Origin of the sequence: Motiliproteus sp. (assembly GCF_965230735.1) — a bacterium.
Taxonomy (GTDB): Bacteria; Pseudomonadota; Gammaproteobacteria; order Pseudomonadales; family Balneatricaceae; genus Motiliproteus.
Genome location: NZ_OZ246016.1, coordinates 937,097 through 955,371, shown reverse-complemented (window position 1 = coordinate 955,371; position 18,275 = coordinate 937,097). Strand labels below are relative to the sequence as shown.

16 protein-coding genes are annotated in these 18,275 nt (G+C 58.0%); 5 read left to right on the top strand and 11 right to left on the bottom strand.

What is annotated here, in order from left to right; genetic code table 11:
• Window positions 1–53: 53 nt before the first annotated feature.
• The 4 genes from dctP to mmsA all read left to right on the top strand — a co-directional run bounded on the left by dctP (window position 54) and on the right by mmsA (window position 5,183).
• The gene (dctP, locus tag ACO05M_RS04560; RefSeq protein ID WP_421868363.1) at window positions 54–1,073 is read left to right on the top strand and encodes a TRAP transporter substrate-binding protein DctP; all 1,020 of its coding nucleotides are present in this window, start codon (window positions 54–56) and stop codon (window positions 1,071–1,073) included.
• Between the two features lie 274 nt (window positions 1,074–1,347).
• Window positions 1,348–2,037, top strand: coding sequence for a TRAP transporter small permease (locus ACO05M_RS04555; protein ID WP_421868360.1), 690 nt, complete (start codon window positions 1,348–1,350; stop codon window positions 2,035–2,037).
• A gap of 3 nt (window positions 2,038–2,040) precedes the next feature.
• Window positions 2,041–3,342, top strand: a complete 1,302-nt coding sequence (locus ACO05M_RS04550) for a TRAP transporter large permease (RefSeq protein WP_421868357.1) — start codon at window positions 2,041–2,043, stop codon at window positions 3,340–3,342.
• Between the two features lie 311 nt (window positions 3,343–3,653).
• On the top strand, window positions 3,654–5,183 hold the full coding sequence (mmsA, locus tag ACO05M_RS04545; protein WP_421868354.1) for a CoA-acylating methylmalonate-semialdehyde dehydrogenase: 1,530 nt from the start codon (window positions 3,654–3,656) through the stop codon (window positions 5,181–5,183).
• A 79-nt stretch (window positions 5,184–5,262) separates the two neighbouring features.
• On the opposite strand, the gene panC is transcribed toward mmsA, so the two are convergent.
• The 5 genes from panC to ACO05M_RS04520 form a co-directional block, all read right to left on the bottom strand.
• Window positions 5,263–6,129: a pantoate--beta-alanine ligase gene (panC, locus tag ACO05M_RS04540; protein ID WP_421868351.1), complete on the bottom strand. Its 867-nt coding sequence runs from the start codon at window positions 6,127–6,129 to the stop codon at window positions 5,263–5,265.
• 219 nt (window positions 6,130–6,348) lie between these two features.
• On the bottom strand, window positions 6,349–6,960 hold the full coding sequence (locus tag ACO05M_RS04535) for a LysE family translocator (protein WP_421868348.1): 612 nt from the start codon (window positions 6,958–6,960) through the stop codon (window positions 6,349–6,351).
• A 41-nt stretch (window positions 6,961–7,001) separates the two neighbouring features.
• Window positions 7,002–7,451 carry a GNAT family N-acetyltransferase gene (locus ACO05M_RS04530; protein ID WP_421868344.1) on the bottom strand — a complete coding sequence of 150 codons (450 nt, stop codon included), beginning with the start codon at window positions 7,449–7,451 and terminating at the stop codon, window positions 7,002–7,004.
• A 10-nt stretch (window positions 7,452–7,461) separates the two neighbouring features.
• Entirely contained in the window at window positions 7,462–8,190 is a 729-nt protein-coding gene (locus ACO05M_RS04525) for a GNAT family N-acetyltransferase (protein WP_421868341.1), read from the bottom strand.
• The gene (locus ACO05M_RS04520) at window positions 8,187–8,957 is read right to left on the bottom strand and encodes a GNAT family N-acetyltransferase (RefSeq protein WP_421868338.1); all 771 of its coding nucleotides are present in this window, start codon (window positions 8,955–8,957) and stop codon (window positions 8,187–8,189) included. The genes ACO05M_RS04525 and ACO05M_RS04520 overlap by 4 nt, the downstream gene beginning before the upstream one ends.
• A 101-nt stretch (window positions 8,958–9,058) precedes the next feature.
• Between ACO05M_RS04520 and ACO05M_RS04515 the strand changes: the two genes are divergently transcribed.
• Window positions 9,059–10,492: a PLP-dependent aminotransferase family protein gene (locus ACO05M_RS04515; RefSeq protein ID WP_421868335.1), complete on the top strand. Its 1,434-nt coding sequence runs from the start codon at window positions 9,059–9,061 to the stop codon at window positions 10,490–10,492.
• Here ACO05M_RS04515 and ACO05M_RS04510 read toward each other — a convergent pair.
• The 6 genes from ACO05M_RS04510 to ACO05M_RS04485 form a co-directional block, all read right to left on the bottom strand.
• Window positions 10,489–11,772: a histidine kinase dimerization/phospho-acceptor domain-containing protein gene (locus tag ACO05M_RS04510; protein WP_421868333.1), complete on the bottom strand. Its 1,284-nt coding sequence runs from the start codon at window positions 11,770–11,772 to the stop codon at window positions 10,489–10,491. The genes ACO05M_RS04515 and ACO05M_RS04510 overlap by 4 nt on opposite strands.
• Window positions 11,769–12,449, bottom strand: a complete 681-nt coding sequence (locus ACO05M_RS04505) for a response regulator transcription factor (RefSeq protein WP_421868331.1) — start codon at window positions 12,447–12,449, stop codon at window positions 11,769–11,771. Before ACO05M_RS04505 ends, ACO05M_RS04510 begins: the two co-directional genes overlap by 4 nt.
• A gap of 48 nt (window positions 12,450–12,497) precedes the next feature.
• Entirely contained in the window at window positions 12,498–13,058 is a 561-nt protein-coding gene (locus ACO05M_RS04500; protein ID WP_421868329.1) for a cytochrome b, read from the bottom strand.
• 144 nt (window positions 13,059–13,202) lie between these two features.
• Entirely contained in the window at window positions 13,203–13,958 is a 756-nt protein-coding gene (locus ACO05M_RS04495) for a transmembrane anchor protein (protein ID WP_421868326.1), read from the bottom strand.
• 11 nt (window positions 13,959–13,969) lie between these two features.
• Window positions 13,970–14,641 carry a HupE/UreJ family protein gene (locus ACO05M_RS04490; RefSeq protein WP_421870660.1) on the bottom strand — a complete coding sequence of 224 codons (672 nt, stop codon included), beginning with the start codon at window positions 14,639–14,641 and terminating at the stop codon, window positions 13,970–13,972.
• A 722-nt stretch (window positions 14,642–15,363) separates the two neighbouring features.
• Window positions 15,364–18,075 (bottom strand): S8 family peptidase, encoded by a 2,712-nt coding sequence (locus tag ACO05M_RS04485; RefSeq protein WP_421868324.1) that lies wholly within the window; start codon window positions 18,073–18,075, stop codon window positions 15,364–15,366.
• Window positions 18,076–18,275: the final 200 nt, after the last annotated feature.

Below are 18,275 nucleotides of genomic sequence, written 5' to 3'. Positions count from 1 at the left end.
CGGTACCCAGAGACCGGACCTGAGCAAAACAATAACAACGAGCCGAGGTTACTATGACAATAACAACACGCGCTAAATCCATTCTGTCTACCTGCGTACTGTCCGCAGCACTGACCCTGCCCGCCGCCCAAACCACCCAAGCCGCTGAAGAGCTGATGCTGGGACACGCTTACCCGGCGGACCATATCTTCCACATGACCTCCACCACCTTCATGGACGAGCTGAAAAAGAGCGGCGCCGACATCGAGGTCAACTACCAGCCCGGCGGTTCCCTGGGTGACTGGGCGTCCATCTTCGAGCAGAGCATGGACGGCGTCGTGCCGATGACCATGAGCTTCGGTGCTTCCGAATACGACCCGCGCCTGGACCTGTCCTGGCTGAGCTACGTGGTCGAAGACTGGAATCAGGCCCGTGAGGTTTACGGCCCCAACGGCAAGATGACCGATATCTACAACAAGATCCTCGGCGACCTGGACCTGGTGGTTCTGGGTGTAATCCCGACCGGTTTCGGCTCCATTGCGATGCGTAAGGGCGTTGAAGACGTACCGACCAGCTTCCCGCAGGACGGCCAGGGCATCAAGATGCGGGTACCGGCGATTCCGATCGGTATCGAGCGCTACAAGAGCTTCGGCTTCACCCCGGTTCCGATGCCGTTCTCCGAGCTGTACACCGCACTGCAGCTGGGCACCATCGACGCCCGTGGTACCGCTCCGGCCGTTGAGATCTGGCAGATGCGCGATGTTCTCGAGAGCTACATCCTGACCAAGGACTACTTCGAGCACGCCTTCTGGGTCGTCAACAAGAGCTGGCTGGAAGACCTGCCGGAAGCCGATCGCAACAAGCTGATCGCCGCTGCCGACACCACCATGGCCAAGGTTTGGGATGAAGCCCAGGCGATCGACGAAGGCTTCCTCAACAAGGTTCGTGAGTCCGGCGTCAAAGTGGTCGAGCTGAGCCCGGAAGACATGAACAAGGCCAAAGAGATCCTTTACGCCAGCGAGTGGCCGTACATGGAAGGCATTGTTGGTGCAGAAATCATGGGCATGATGCGCAAAATCGCCGGCATCAACTGATCCATCAAGCGGACGGGCAGCTAGACCTCCGGTCTGGATGCCCGTCACCCAGTAAAAACCGGCGCCGTTACCCAATAGCGCCTGTTTTTACTGGGTTTGCTAGGCCTACGGCCACTGTTGATGCATCCCTGCATCAATCAAATAACCCGAGAGGTTGCTCGCCCGTTTCCAACGCGATTATTCCCGTCTTCGACGGTTGTTCGACCGACCGGCCCCGGCTGGCGGGAACGACCATTTCGGGAGCCTCCATCGGATCAGCAATAGGATCAGCGCCATGAACAACAAAACCTCTGCTGCCAACTCCGTGGGCAAAACCAAGATCTACGACTACGACCCGGAGATCAGCTCACACCCGATTCCACCTCACCTCCATGCGATTCCCGATCACGCTGAAAACCGGGTGGACAGTTTCCTGATCCGCTTCGAGCGTGTGCTCGACTGGAGCTTCCGCGCCCTGATGGTGCTGGCAGCCCTGGGCCTGGCGGCGCTGACCTTCTCTCAGGTCATCATGCGCTATGTGCTCGAATCGCCCTTTACCGGCATCGAAGAAGCCTCGATTCTGCTGGCTGTCTGGGTCTACTTCCTCGGTATGGGCTACGCCACCCGTCAACGGGAGCATATCCACGGCGGTATCGTCAGCCTGGTGGTGAAGAGCCCCTACAAGGTCGCGATCATCCGTTTCGTCGGCACCATCATCTGCATGTTGGCGGCCTGCCTGTTCGGCTACTTCGCCTGCAAGTACGCCCTCAAGGAGATCGATAAGGGCCGCGTCAGCATCAACCTGCGCTGGCCGCGGGGCATCTGGAGCGCCAGCATGATCGCCGGCTTCGCGATGATGGTGGGCTACTTCCTGCTCGAAGCAGTCAACGAATTCCGTCACCTGCGTGATAACAAGGCGCAGCCTGAAGGCAAGGAAACGCCGCCAGCACAATCTCAATCCCAACTTGATAGTCAGGAGGCCTAAGCAATGACGCTGTTTCTTATCTCAATGCTGGTCGTTATCGTCCTGATTCTGATCGAAATCCCGGTCGCCTTTGCGTTCGGCATCGGCGCAGTGATGTTCGCTTTCACTACCGGTAACGATATTTCGTTCCTGATTCCTCACGGATTCAAAACCGCCAGTGGCTTTGCCCTGCTGGCCCTGCCGCTGTTTATCTTCGCCGGACTCTTAATGGCCGAAGGCGGCATCTCCGAGCGGCTGCTGAACTTCGTCAACGCCATCGTCGGCCGGATCAAGGGCGGCCTGGGTGCGGTTACGGTGCTGACCTGCGCCATGTTCGGCGCCATCTCCGGCAGCTCGTCGGCGGCCATCGCGGCGGTCGGCCAGATCATGATTCCGCGGATGATCCGCGAGGGTTACCCGGAAGGCCACGCCACCGCGCTGGTAGCCTGCTCGTCGGTCCTGGCACTGCTGATTCCGCCAAGCATCCCGATGATCGTGTTCTCGATCACCGGTGGCCTGTCGGTGGGTGCGGCATTCCTGTCGACCATCATCCCGGGCATCCTGCTGACCATTCTGTACTGCCTGCTGAACATCTGGTTCCTGCGTGATAACACCACCATCACCGTTGACGAGCCGCTGCCGTTCAAGAAAGCCGCCAAAGAGGTCGCGACCACCGGCTACAACGCCGCCTTCGCACTGCTGATGCCGCTGATCATTCTCGGCGCCATCTACAGTGGTATCGCCACCCCCACCGAAGCGGCGGCGATTGCGGTGGCCTATGCGATTCCGGTCGGCTTGTTCATCTACAAGGGCATGTCGCTGCGCAGCCTGGGGACCGTCACGGTACGGGCGGTGACCATGACCGGCTCGATCATGGCGGTGCTGTTCTTCCTGTTCATCATGAGCCGGGCGATGATCCTGGAGCAGGTGCCGCGGGATATGGCCCAGGCGCTGCTGCAGATCTCCGATAACAAGTACGTGCTACTGCTGTTGATCAACCTGCTGCTGCTGTTGATCGGCATGATCGTCGACGACATCTCCGGTAGCGTGCTGGCGGCGATCATCTTCCTGCCGATCATTACCCAGCTGGGGATCGATCCGATCCACTTCGCCGCCGTGGTCGGCGTCAACCTGGGACTGGGTAACGTCTCCCCGCCCTGCGCACCGATGCTCTATATGGCCGGCGGGGTCAGTAAGTTATCGCTGGACCGCTATATCAAACCGACCGTGAAGTTCCTCTTTTTCGGCCACCTGCCGATGGTCTTCGTGGTCACCTTTATCCCCGAGCTTTCGCTGTTCCTGCCGAAGCTGCTGATGGGTTACTAAGCGCAATACACCAAGGTCGCTAAGGATACAGGGCGGCGGCCTTTTCGCCCCTGGCAACAGGGGCCTTTTTCTTCCTGGAATTATAAACATGCGGACAAATGGCGCCCATTTGCGCCAAAGTTCGCCTTTTTAAAGCCTAAAAGCTGGAACTAAAAAACCAACCTCCGTGGGTCTAAGGCCTTGCCTACCGGCGACCCTATAGTGATCCCACGGTAAACATCCCCGCGTGATCCACCAACCGGAAACCACCAAAGGAAACCACCAACAACCGGATTAATTGTTACTAACAAGAACCAAACAGGACCCAACCCATGAGCTCTTACATCAAAATCAAAAATCACATCAATGGTCAGTGGCTGGACGAAACCAACGGCCAGTACGAACCGCTGAAGAACCCCTCCACCGGCGCCGTGATCGGTGAGGTACCACTATCTTCGGTTGAGACCTCCCGTGCCGCCGTTGCCGCCGCTGCCGAAGCCTTCCCCGAGTGGAGCGCCACCCCGCTGCCGAAGCGGATGGACTACATCTTCAAGATGCAGCAGGCGATGAAAGACAACCTGGAGATGCTGGCCGAGTCGATCGCGCTGGACCAGGCCAAGCATATCGCCGAAGCCCGCGGTGAAGTGGGTCGTGTGATCGAGATCCTGCAGATGGCCTGCACCATTCCGGCCCTGATCCAGGGTGAGACCGTTCAGGGTATCGCCAACAACATTAACGGCCGCCTGATCAAGGCGCCGCTGGGCGTGTTCTGCGGCGTGGCGCCGTTCAACTTCCCGGCACTGGTGTTCGGCTGGTTTATTCCGTTTGCGATCGGCACCGGCAACACCTTCGTCTACAAGCCGTCCACCGAGTCGCCACTGTTCATGCAGAAGATGATGCAGCTGCTGGTCGACATCGGTCTGCCGGATGGTGTCGTCAACATCGTTCACGGCGATCGTGAGTCCGTTGAAGCCTGGTACGACGATGACAATGTCGCCGGTGTCTGCCTGGTGGGTTCCACTCCGACCGCCAAGGCGATCGCCGAGGGCTGTGGCCGCAGCGGCAAGAAGACCATGCTGCTGGGCGGCGCCAAGAACTTCCTGGTGGCAATGGAAGATGCGCCGATGGATCTGATGATCGAGAACATCCTGATGTCCGGCTACGGTTCTGCCGGTCAGCGCTGCCTGGCGGTGTCCAACATCGCGGTGGTTTCCGAGATCTACGACGAGTTTGTCGAGCGCCTGCTGGAAGCCTCCAAGGATGTCACCGTCGGCGATGCGATGGATCCGGACGTGTTCATGGGTCCGGTCATCTCCGCCAAGGCCAAGCAGCGGATCGAGAACTACATCGAGATCGGCCAGAAAGAGGGCGCCACCCTGGCGCTGGACGGCCGTAATCCCAATGTCGGCGCTGCCAACAAAGACGGCTACTTCGTTGGCCCGACCGTGTTCACCGAGGTGACCCCATGCATGCAGATCGCTCGCGAAGAGATCTTCGGCCCGGTACTGAGCGTGATGAAGGTCGGCTGCATCAACGGTGCACTGCGGATGATCAAGAACCACGAAATGGGCAACGGTGCGGTCATCTTCACCCAGAACAGCTACTACACCGAGAAGTTCATCAACGAGGCCGACGTCGGTATGGTCGGTGTTAACGTCGGTATCTGTGCCCCGCACCCCTACCTGCCGTTCGGCGGCATCAAGGGCTCGCTGGTTGGTAACAACAAGGTTCAGGGCAAAGATGCGGTCGACTTCTTTACCCAGAACAAGGTTGCCACCGTGCGTGTGGTCGATCCGAAGGCTGGTCAGGCCGCCCCGGCAGCCGCCGGCGACTCCAACGTTCGCAGCTGCGTTGCTTCCTAAGCTTCAGCTACGCAGCATTGCCAACAGCGGATAACCAAAACGCGCCTTCGGGCGCGTTTTTTGTTTCCGGCTCAGCCCGCTAGGCCAAGGGTGAAGTAGAAATACGAAAGGCGATATTGTCGATCAAGCGGGTGCCATCGATTTTGGCGGCAGCAAGAATCGCCAGTTCGCGGTCGCGGACAGTGGCCGGTTGCAGGCTCTGCTGCTGACAGATATGGAAATAGTCCGGCTCAAACCCCTCGGATGCCAGGGCTTGATTGGCCTGTTGCTGCAAGGCCGGGTAATCCCGAGCCCCCTGCTCGATCTGCTCTCGAACCTCAAGAAGCAGCCGGTACAGGTAAGCCGCCCTTGCTCTGGCGGCTTCGCTCAGGTAACCGTTTCGCGAACTCATCGCCAAGCCGGATGATTCCCGGATGGTGGGCACCCCTTCGATAACAACCGGCAACGACAGATCTTTCACCACCTGACGAATGATGGTCAGTTGCTGACGATCCTTCTCGCCGAAAAACGCCCGGGTCGGCAGCACCATGCAGAGCAATTTGACCACCACCGTCGCCACGCCTTTGAAGAAGTGTGGCCGGGTGATACCGCAGTGCATCGGCGATAGCGTCGGCAGATCGACCTGGGTCTCGATCCGCTGACCCTCGGGATACATCTCAGTCACCGCGGGGGCAAACAGGATATCGCAACCCTGCTGTTCCAGTTTGGCTTTGTCTTCGGCCAGCGTTCTCGGATAGGTATCCAGGTCTTCCCCGGCGGCAAACTGCAACGGGTTAACAAAGATGCTGACCACCACCAGATCGCAGGCTTCGCCCGCCTTCTCAACCAGGCTGAGATGACCTTGATGAAGGTTGCCCATGGTCGGCACAAAGCCGATCGTCTTTCCGCTTTCGCGAGCCGACTGCAGCACGGATTGCAGCGATTCAACCGTATTGAGAACACGCATCTGAATAGTTCCGACAAGATAAACCGGCCATCATAGCGTCACATCGGCCTAATCAAAGTACCAACGGTAAGCAGGATTAAATACCTAGGGCTGACCAATTGCTTCAGAAGTCGGTCTCTTAGCGATCAGGAAGCTGTTGTCTCTGTGGAAGCTCTAGGCGAAGGTGCAGCCGCCCCATGTTGCAAACAGTAGGGTTCCGGCGTTACAGCAAGTCCCCGCTCAGTCGGGAATAGAACGCAACATCGGCAACACGAAGATCACCATCAAGGCGGCGAACAGGGCTCGCAGCCGCTGCTGGCCGATCGGACTGCTGATCATACGCCCCAGCCACAGACCCAGTAGCAGCCACCCGCTCGCCACCAGCAGCGAAGCCAGCAATGCTACCGCCTCGAGCAATAGCACCGACTGCCACGGACTCGGCATCGGCGGCAGGTAGTTGCTGATCAGCAACATGAATACGGCGTAGGCTTTCGGGTTCAGGATGTTCATCAGAATTCCCGAACGAAAACCAAAGGTCGTCCGGCTCCTGCCCTGATCGTCAATCACCTTGGTACCGCCGGATAGCATGCGTAACGCCATCAACAACACGAAAGTCCCACCGACTGCTTGCATCGTCAGGCGTGCCTCAGGCCACCGGTTGAGCAATGCCAACACCCCGGCACTGGTCAACAACCCGGTCAACTGCGCTCCGCAGATCAGCCCCGCAACCAGTGGTAACCCTTGCTTCCAGGAATGCTGAGCCCCGGTTGCGGCCAGTGCCATGGCCGCCGGTCCGGGTGAGCCGATCAATAGGATCGACATCCCGGCCAGTAAAAGAATCGACTCCAACATTGCACTCTCCCGACTTGATTCTCACCCAGAGAAGGCGACCATCAATCGATAGAGAGCTGGTAGGTCACCCAAGGCGTTTTTTCTGAAAGGCGCTGATAAACCGCGCGAGCACGCAGGTTGTCCTCGGCCGTGATCCAGCGCACCAGGGGCCAACCATTGACCTGCGCCTCCTGATGCAGGCGCTCGAACAGCAACTCGACCACCCCCTGACCCCGGAACATCGGATCGACATAGAGATCGTCCAGAAATCCCACCATGGCGCCTCTGATCGGTGATGGCATCTCACGGTAGTGCATCAATCCAATACCGCGATCCTGCTGGTCCTTGGCGATCAACGCGAAGAAGCGGTTGTTTGGATCGAAGATCCACTGCCACACCCGTTGCAGCGTTGCTGCCTCCATCGGCATCCGATAGAAATCGGCATAACCACGATAGAGCGCCTCCCAGGCCTGTCGGTCTTCGGGACAGAGTGCCGAAACACGGAGTCTCATATCGCTCACCTCAGTCTCGAAAGGCCTGTAAGCGTTGTCGCTGCCGGCCGTTTGTGTCGAAGTTCTGTGGTGCTAACCACTGTTCGAATGCTGACTTCAGCTGCGGCCATTCCGAATCCAGCATCGAGAACCAGGCGGTATCCCGGTTGCGATCTTTGTAGATCGTGGCCTGGCGGAACACCCCTTCGAACTGGAACCCGAGCCGCTCGGCCGCTTGGCGTGACGGTCCATTGAGGCTGTCGCACTTCCACTCGTAACGACGATAACCGAGCTCGTCGAACACCCGTTGCATCATCAGGAACATCGTCTCGGTCGCCAGTGCGGTACGCTGCAGCCGCGGGGAAAAGTGGATATGCCCCACTTCGATCACACCGACGGCAGGCTCGATACGCAGGTAGCTGGCCATTCCCACCGGCTGATCGGAGCTGTTATCGATGATGCTGTAGAACAGCGGGTCATCACCCTGGCATTGCTGCTGAAGCCACTGTTCAAAACGGCCAACGTCTTCAAAGGGGCCGTAGGGCATATAGGTCCAATTACGACCGTCGCTATCCGCACCGAATGCCTCGAACAGTGCTGCGGCATGCCTTGGCTGCAGCGGTTCGACCCGGCAGTAGCGCCCATGCATCGTGGTTCTGGGTGGACGAGGTCTTGGGCCCCAGTTGTCCAGGGCAGGACCGATCGGCTGCTGGAGATCGTTGATCCGTTGCTGACTACACCGTTGCTCACTACTACTCATCGCTCGTCTCCTGTTTGATGGCGCTCCCAGGCATCGGCATCACGCTGCTGCATCAATGCACTGAGCGATTCGATCGCCTGTCCCTGCTCGTCAAAATTATCATCCGCCAACCAGTAACCGATCAGCTCCCTGACCACCGGCCACTCGTTATCGAGAATCGAGTACCAGGCCGTATCTCGGTTCTTGCCTTTAAAGATCAAGTGGTTGTAGAAGATGCCTTCAAACCGGAACCCCAGCCGCCGGGCCGCCGAGCGGGAGCGCTGGTTCAACGCATTGCAGCGCCACTGCATCCGCCGGTAACCCAATTGCGACATCGGGTAATCCATCGCCAGAAACAGCGCTTCGGTGGCGGCCCGTGTGCGCTGCAGTTGCGGACCAAACCAGATGTTGCCGATCTCGGCGACACCGTTGATCGCATTCAGATCCATCAGCGTGATCTGACCACAACGCTTTCCGGTGGCATGACTGCGGATGCTGTAGAAGATCGGATCAAAGCTGGCGGCCTGCGCCTTCAAGATCTGCTTGTAGGCCTCCACCGAGGGCCAAGGGCCATACGCCAGATAATCCCAGATCGCCAAACCTTCCGGGGTACTGTGGCCCGCCTCGAAGAGCTCGTCGGCATCACGTTCGGCATCTTGAGGCTCCAGCGTGATCCAGCGGCCAACTATCGGCGTTCGTGCCGGTAACAGTGCCGGTGGTGGATTCTTCACCGGGCTGCCGGATAGCGGACGGGGATAGATCGCTTCCTGAGTGGTTTGCAACGACATAGCCATATCTCCAAACAGATCGTTGTGCTCGAGATACGGATAGTGCGACAGTTTTGGTCTATTATTAATATCCAAAAATTAACAATTTAAGCAGACCAATTTTGAAAGGTAAGGCTTGGCTGGGATTTGAAATCAGCCGCGATAACGACCTCCCGCTGTACGAGCAGATCTGTAACGCGCTACGCCAGCAGGCCATCCGCGGCGATCTGCCACCGCAGACCCGACTGCCGCCGACCCGCAGCCTAGCGGTGGAACTCGGAGTCTCCCGCTCCACCGTGATCAATGCCTACGAACAGCTGGTGGCCGAGGGATACCTGACCAGCTTGCCGGGCTCGGGGTATAGCCTATCCGGTGCCGGCGGAGTGGAGCTGTTGCCGCCAAGCCATCAGGATAATCAGCACAAATCTAAGACCGCTGCAGCACTCGATACAGAAGCCGATGAAAGCCTCAACGTAGCGCGTCCCCCCTACGGCGCCTCGCTGCCGGATATGGATCTGTTCCCCCACAAACCCTGGGCCCGTACCGTCGCCCAGATCTGCCGCCGGGATCCTCGAAGCCTGACCATCAACACCGATCCGCGGGGAAACCCGGAGCTGCGAGCCGCCATTGCCCGTCACCTGGCGGACTGGCGCGGCATCCAGACCACTCCGTCCCGGATCTTCATCACCGCCGGCGCCATCGACGCACTGGAGCTTTGCCTGCGTACACTCTGCCGTCAGGGTGATCCGATCGCGCTGGAGAACCCCGGTTACCTACCGCTGCGCCAGTTCGTCCAGAGCCTGGGTCTGGCGCCAAGCTACCTGCCGCTGGATGCGCAGGGCACCACGTTGCCTAACCCCAACAATCACAGTCGGATCGCCGTGTTGACCCCCTCCCACCAGTATCCAATGGGAGGCACCATGTCACCGGAGCGCCGTAGCCGCTTTATCCAATGGGCTCAGGCCCATCAGGGCTGGTTGATCGAAGATGATTACGACAGCGAATTCCGCTTTGCCGGTCGACCGATTCCGGCCCTGGCCGGATTCGATCCGCACCGCACCCTCTATATCGGCAGCTTCTCGAAGATTCTCTCCTCCAACCTGCGACTGGGTTATCTGGCGGTTCCGGATGAACTGATCGAGCCCTGCCTGCAGACCCTGAGCCGGTTTGGCAGCAAGGCCAGTCTGATGCCACAGCGACCGCTGGCGGAGTTTATCGATAACGGGGAGTTCTACCGTCACCTACGACGGATGCGGCGGATCTACAACGAGCGGCGCCAGTACCTGATTGGCCGCCTATCAACGGAGTTCAATCGCTACGGGACGGTATTGGATCACCAGGCCGGCATGCAGCTGGTGTTTGTGCTGAACCCGCCCTTTGACGACCAACAACTGGCCGAGCAGTTACAGCAGCAAGGTATGATGCTGACCGCCCTATCCAGTTACTACGCCGGAAAGGCCGAACAGCGGGGGCTGATATTTGGCTACAGCGGGCTCGACATCGATGGCTTGGGTTTACAGCTGGATGCGCTGCAGCTGCTTCTGCGACCGGGTTAAGCACCAGGGCCCGGGGTTGAATCGTCAAACAGGATTTGGGCAATAAACCGATTCTGCTCTGATCGTCGGCAATCACAACGCCAGCGAATCTGCTCACACAGCTGGGTGGCGATCTCCAGCCCGAAGCCAAAGTGTTCGCTCTGCTCGACCCGCAGCTGATCAATATCGTTACTGAGCAGCAAGCCATGCTGATCCAACGCGATGCTCAGGGTACCGGCGGCGTAACCAAAACCGTTTCGAAGCAAGGTCGATAGGATCAACCTTACCGCCTTGGGGTTAAGCTGTCGGAGCACCCCCGGCTCAATCCGGGGTTCAACCCGAATCCGGTCATAGCCATCGATCGCCTGGTATTTCTCCAACAGATCGGACAACAGCGCGCTGAGGTCCAACGCTTCGACCTCATCCCAATCCAGCTGCTGTCGAGACAACAGCAGGAAGGTTTGGATCACCTCCTCCATCTGCTGATTAGCGTCTGAAATCCGGCCGATAACCTTGGCTCGAATCGCCTCAGCCCGTTCGACATCCTCGCTACGTTGGCAGGCGTTCCACAGATTCAGCGACGATTTGACCACCGCCACCGGGGTTCGCAGTTCGTGGCTGGCATAGCCGGAGAACCGGCGCTCGCGCTCCAGGCTGCGGCGCACACGATCGAGGGTATCGGCATAGGCATGACTGATATCGCCAAACTCGTCCTGGCGCGCCAGCGGCACCAACGAGGGGTTGTCCGGATCCGTGGCATCGATCCGGGCTTTTAGAGTGCGTACCGGCAGGGAAAGCTGACGGGACAACAGCAGCCCAATCAGGATTCCCAGCAGTGAAACCCCCAGCACCGCCAGCTCGATGGTCAGCAGAATCTCATCCTGATGCCGATTGATGGCGTGGGAGTCGCTGTCATTGTGGATCAGTAGGTAACGTGGCACATCAACAGCGACCGACTCCTGACCAAGCTTAGGCGGTAGAACCCCGCTGATCACATGCTCCTGGTCGAGATAATATTCATGGTAGCCGGGCTCCAGGGCGCGATAGGGAGCTTCGATCGGGTCACGACCGCTGACCAGCACCCTGATCTGAAAGGCGCCATCGCCGGACAGGTACTCGCCGGTTTGGCGGTAGTGGTCGACAAAGGACTGCTCGAAATTATCCAGCAACGCCCGTCGAACCTGATCGTCGACCTCGTAGAGGCTGTCGTAAAGAAACATCCCAAAGGCGACGCTGAGAAACAGGCTGAAAGCCGCGAAGACAACTGCCACCCGGTGGTGGAAATAGTTCAGCAGTTTCATAGACCCTCCGTGCCTCGGAGCCGGTAGCCTCGACCGTGAACCGTCTCCAGGCAGGGGTGATCAAAGGGTTTGTCGATCATCCGCCGCAACTGATAGATATGGGTCTTGAGCGCATCGCTGTCGGGCAGCTCTTCACCCCAGATCTCACTCTCCAGCTGACGTCGGCTCACCACTGCCGGTGCCTGGCTGATCAGGTACTGCAGAATCTTGGCTTGAACCTTGTTCAGCCGGATAGTCCGATCCTGCCGGGTGAGGCAGCCCTGCTCGGTATCCAGGCACAGCTCACCAAACTGCAGTTTGCCCAGGTCCCGACGACTGCCCCGTATGGCCAGCGCTTCGATCCGGCAGAACAGCTCCTCGATGTCGAACGGTTTGGTCAGGTAATCGTCACCGCCGGCGCGAAAGCCTTCCAGTTTATGGGCCAGCTCCACCTTGGCGGTCAAAAAGATCACTGGGGTTGGACAGAGCAGCTCGGCCCGCAAGCGTCGGCAGGTTTCATAGCCATCGATACCCGGCAGCATCACATCGAGCACGATCACATCGAATTGATCCTGCTCCAGCAAGCTCAGACACTGCTTGCCGGACCCGGCATAGTCGACCTGGTGCCCCAGCAGCTCACAATAATCGACCAGGTTGCCCGCCAGCGAGGCGTTGTCTTCAACAATCAGGATCTTCATCGCTCCTCCCCGCTGCGGTATCGGTGGTGGTAGCGCAACCGTCATCGATCAACGCGGTGCCAGCCCCAGCATCCGGCGTAAGGTTTCGTCCCTATCGACAAAATGATGCTTCAGGGCACCAACAATATGCAATCCGATCGCCAACGGCAGAACGTCCGCCCCCAGTTCATGAATCCCCTCACCCAACTGCTGCAGCGGCGCGGACAACATGATCACTTCGCCGGGGTTGGCCGGATCCGGTGATTCCGGGAACAGGGTTAAACCGAATACATGCAGGCCATGACCTCCCGCGATCGCCATCAGGATTCCCGACAGCGGCATCAACAGCGTAGCCAGCAACAGCAGCCAATGGACCAGCTTGCCGCTCAGATGCTCAAAGCGAGTATAGTTGCCGGCGGGCTCGGGCCAACCGTTGCGATAGCGCCAGACCAGTCTGGGAATGACCAACAGCAACAGCAATACCCCCAGCGAGATATGCAGATCGAACAGCTGATGCAGCTCGAACTCCTCCATGATAATGCCCAGCGCAGTTAGAAAGATCATCGCCACCGCGATGATCCAGTGCAGTTTGACGGTGACAGCGGAAAGCCGCTCTTTGGTATCGGTCATGTTGTTCTCCTGACAGGCTCTTAGGCCGGTTCTACTCATCGAATGGCGAGCAGCTTAAGGAGAACGAGGTGAAATTGGGGTGAATTAACAGACAGTAATAGGTACCGGAAACGGCGGCCACCCGATCAGAGTGGCCGCCCTGGATTACAGAACCCGATTCATCGCATCGAAGTCTCCTTCGACCTGCAGGGTCAGCGTAACCTTCTGATTGGTCCGATTACGCCAGAACCAACCATGTGATCCATCAAAGGCGGCTTTCAGCTCGCCCTGATCACCGGGCTGGAACCGCCCCTTGCCATAACCATGGTAGAAACCCTTTGGGGCGCCGTAGGGGTCACCGTGGGTATCGTAGTTGAGCTTGCCGCCGTTGGCGCTCCAGCGATAGGCAACCACCGCGTCTTTGCTCATCTTCAGTTTGACCTCGGCCGGCTCTCCCGGTCTCAGAGTGATCCGCAGCCCGTCCTTCTTGGCCACGACAACCGGCGCTTCAACATCAGTCGTCGCTTCAACAACAGGCGTCGCTGCCACCGCCGTCTTCACCACCATTACAGGTGCAGGGGCAGGCTCAGCCGCTACCGCAGGCAGGCTTTGGGCCGCTTCAGTCGACACCAGGGCCGCCGCGACTGCCGGGGCGGACACCGGTTTTTGGGGCTCTGTTTTCGAAGCCTGAGCCTGTTGGGCCCGATCGGCGGCAGCTTCTTCGGCCAACTGCTCCTTGATCTCGCCCATCTGGGTCAGCCCCAGCACCCGGCCTACGCCGGTCGGGTCGATACCGTATTCAGCCGGCAGCACGGTGGTGATCAGCAACACCGCGGCCAACAACATCGCCATCAGGGTGGAAACCAGCAGCTGCAACGTCGACGGTAGCTGGGCCTGGGTCGGTAATTCTGAATTAAACATGGTGTATTCCTCTAAGAACTCAGTGTGTATCCGGTCAACTGGTAACCCATCAACAGAAAACCCAGTGACATCATCAGTACATTGGCGGCAAAGGCGTGACGCCAGAAACTACGGGTTCGGCGCCAATAGCCCATCAGGATCAAGATCGCGCTCAACGCCAACAGCTGCCCGATCTCAACGCCGACGTTGAAGGCCAGCAGGTTAGGTATCAGGCCGTCGGCAGCGATCTCGAAGTCCTGGATCTTGGCCGCCAGGCCAAAGCCGTGGATCAAGCCAAACAACAAGGTTGCCGCCCGGGTATCGGGCTGATAACCGAACCAACGCCGAAACGCCCCGAGATTGTCGAGCGCCTTGTAGACCACCGAGAAACCGATCACCGCATCAATCAGGTAGGGACTGACATTGATACCCTGAAGCACACCGAACAGCAGAGTGACCGAATGGCCCACCGCGAACAGCGTCACGTAGAGACCGACATCCTTGAGCCGGTAGAGGAAGAAAATCACACCAAGCAGAAACAACAGGTGGTCGTACCCTGTCACCATATGCTTGGCACCCAGATAGATGAAGGGCAACAGCATCATGCCACTGCTCTCCTGAATAAAGCCCTTGTCACCCTCGGTGACACCATGGGCCAGCGCGATATCGATGCTGAACAGGCTCAGCAACAACCCAAGCAACATCAATCGCGCCGGACAAGCACGCAGCAGCGTAGCCGGTCCGAAATAACCGTCAACTTTCATGAAGACAACCTTCTTAAGCTAAAGAATTTATTGAAACAACAACTTAGCCAAAGAAACGGGGAGGGCGCTCGAGGCGGAACAGGGGCGGAACGGGGTGTCCAGACTGCACGACCAGCGGGCGAGAATGGACAGACTGATAGGGAGATAACACCGGTTGCGGAACCGATGCATTCTCATGGGTGTGATCGGGTGTTCCCGACGGATGGCGGTGTTCGATACCTAAGCCAGTATGGCTTTGGGTCGATTGGTGCTGATGATCCGCATGGCTCTCGGTTGAGTCTGCTGACGATATCAGCGTCAGCGAGTGAAGCCTGATCGTCTGACTGAACTGGTGCAAACCCCACACCAGCAGCATCAGCGCCAGTAAAGAGCAAGCTATCGGTTTGGTCCAGTTTAGAATCATCGGTAAAACAGGTCAGCATCGCAGGTAACATTGATCTGCTCGACCCCATCGGGTTACTTCGATAGAGCCAAGCTTTTCAGTACAGTCCAGATAGGACTATAAGCGCTTAGCAGAGTTCAATCACTAAAACCCCGCCATCCATGAAAAGGCTGAAGTCGAATAGATCCGACCGGCTATCGGACAGAGCCGGTCTGAATCATCAGCTTTCCAGAAGCACCCCGGTCGAGTTCAGACCACTGCTCAGTGGTATTTAGCCCGCTCAAAAGCGATTATCGAGCGTCAGCAGCAACAGATTGTCGCTGGCTACACGCTGATGACCCGGATTTATCTGGTGGATCAGCGATGCACGTAGGTTGTCCAGCCGTTTACCCTTAAATTGGTAGAACAGCTCCAGATCAATCTCTCGAGCGTTGGGACTAAGATCCGCGTCAACGTTAACCCGATTGAAACGGCTGCCCGCATATCCGTCAGAGATACTCATACTCATAGAGCCTCCCTCCACGCGCAAGGGCTGAGATGCGATAAAGCCCAACCGGCGACCGTCGTCCAGCTGGTGCCCCAAACCCAGTGAGAAGCTGCTGGAAGTAACGGCAGATACCTGACTGATCAGTGAGCCCTGGGCTAGTTCAGGGCGTGATCGGCCTAGGTAAACTGAGCCAGCCAATTCGGTATCAGGTGCCAGCTGCCAACGGGTCTGAGCACCGACATAGAGCGTCGGGGTACTCTCACCAAATGCGAAAGCACCTTCACCACTGGCTCCCAGCAAAGCGTTTTCTTCCAGTGCATAGCCCACTTGGAAGCTGGTCTGTAATTGCTCGCCCAACGGGATCGATACGCTTCCGATCAATGCCGATGCTCGAGTTTCCTCGTCATTACTGCCATGAGGTACAACCGCGCTGAACGCCAGCTCCATCCCTTGCAACGACAAACTGTAACCCAATCCCATCTTGCTCTGACTTAGACCGGTATAGGGTGCGCTGAAATTTGCCCCCAGATAGGAGCCGGATATGCTGCTGCCATAATTCAGCCCAACAAACTGCTGCAGCTCATCGGAAAAGCCCAGTCTTAGCTGACTACCAGCCGACGGACGATAGCGATACATCAGCTGATCAAATTTGATCGTACCGGCATCATTTCGTGTCGAGAAACTCAACCGGCTATCCGGGGTCAGCTGAGCCTGCTGTAGCTCCGGGGTTGAGCGGTATCGATCAAGCGCAGTGCTCAGATCCAGTGACGGTTTCAGGCTCCGAGTCAAAGAAGCCAGATCAACAAAAAAACCGGCTCCCTGGGTGTCGGCCACCGCCAACGATTGACCTTGCAAGGCCTGCTTCAAGCCATCACCAAATGCCGAGCTAAGCGTTAGCAGACTGGTGCTCAAAGGCGCACTAGTCAGCGTCACGCTACTGCTGGACGTTACGGGTACAACCACACTCAGCGGCCCTAAGGGGTCGGTAGCCTTATCAGCATCGACCAGGCCGTGGCCATAGACACTGTCGACTCCCGCCGCACCGAGATCCTTGGCGGTCAGGAACAGTCGATCCACGATCTGGTCATTACTCAGCGTCGGAAAGCGTTGCTTCAACAGCGCCAGAACACCGGTGACATAGGGTGTGGCCATGGAGGTACCACTATCCGTGATATAGCCGCCATTCCTATAGCTAGACAGTACATTTTCACCCGGTGCGGCAACACACCAATTCGCCGCATTGCCGCAGGGCTGGGCAAAGCTGGACAGATTCTCAACCGCATCGACCGAAGTAACCGCAACCCAATGTTGCTCAAGCTCCGGGAACAGCTCCGGCAGTGCAGCATTCACCGAAGGCTGAGTTACCGTCGGGCCATCGTTTCCGGTGGCCCAGACCCAAACCTGATCTGCCGCAACAGCCCTGCGCAGTGCACTGATTTCATTCGGGAATGCCGACTCGTAGGCCGCTGCAGAGGGGACATCTGCCACGGTTATCGTGGCCCCCCAACTGTTATTCACAAAGTCAGTGCCCCGAGCGATCAGACGGTCCACCGTCCGTCCCCAATGGGACTCACCGAAGACAACGCTTCCGCTAGCGTCACTAATTCTAATCCCGATCAAATGTGCACCGGGGGCCACACCGACTATACCGGTCCCGTTACCTTTGGCTGCGATAATCCCGGCCACATGGGTGCCATGACCATGAGGATCTGAAGCGGCATCGACACCACTACGATTCGTGATCGGGTTGTACAGGTCATCGAACTGCCCCGAAAGCTCCTCATGGGTGGATAAAAAACCGCTATCCAGCACCGCGATCGTGGCACCGACGCCGGTATAACCGCGATCATGGGCAGCCTTAACCCCAACCATCGTATGGGTAGTGCTATTGGCGGAATACTCCGCGGCCGTCGGGCTAAATGGAGAGGCCGGCAGAGGCGCCCAGACCGGAGCCGAACCGCCGCCTCCACCACCTCCGCCGCCGCCCGCCGCGGCGGCGACAGCCAACCCACCCAGAACCAGCTTGCTGTTGCCAAGGTCCAGGTTTGGCGAGTATGCCACCTTGTCTTCAGAGATATAGAGCTCACCACTTGTCACAGACTCTCGTACAAACATCTCTACTCGGATTTGGCTCTGGTGAGACCCAACCGCTTCAATCAGTTGATAAAGCGAGATCAACATCGAGCTATCCTGCTCCAGATATTGACCGACCAGCTCGACCACCTTGTCAGGATCGATGGCGTTTTGGGATATCTCCGCTTCGATAGCGGGATCGAGGTGGTAACGATGGGCTGAAGACTTGACCGAGCGCCGTAAGATAGTGCCGGCTTGCTCCGGATCAGCCTGAATCTCGGCGATAACACTTCTGACGAACGCATCGGAAGCCTCAGCGGCTGCCGCTTCTACCGATTCCTCGACGGCATGAGTCGACGTTACCAGCATGGCTTGCGTACTCAGCGCAAGGGTTAGGCTTAGTGCAATACTTAACGGGCTCTTCCTGAACACGACAAGAACTCCTTTTAATCTTCGTGGATAGAAACGTAACGGAACTGAACCCGCCTCGGTGTCAGAGGCGTGGGCAACAGGACAAAAGACAGGCTTAGGGACAAACTTGAGTCACCGCAAAATGCGGCGTTTTGTATCCCACTGTCATCGGTAAGCAGGATATGGAGGTAGAGCGAGGACATACAGCCATCCATGACCAG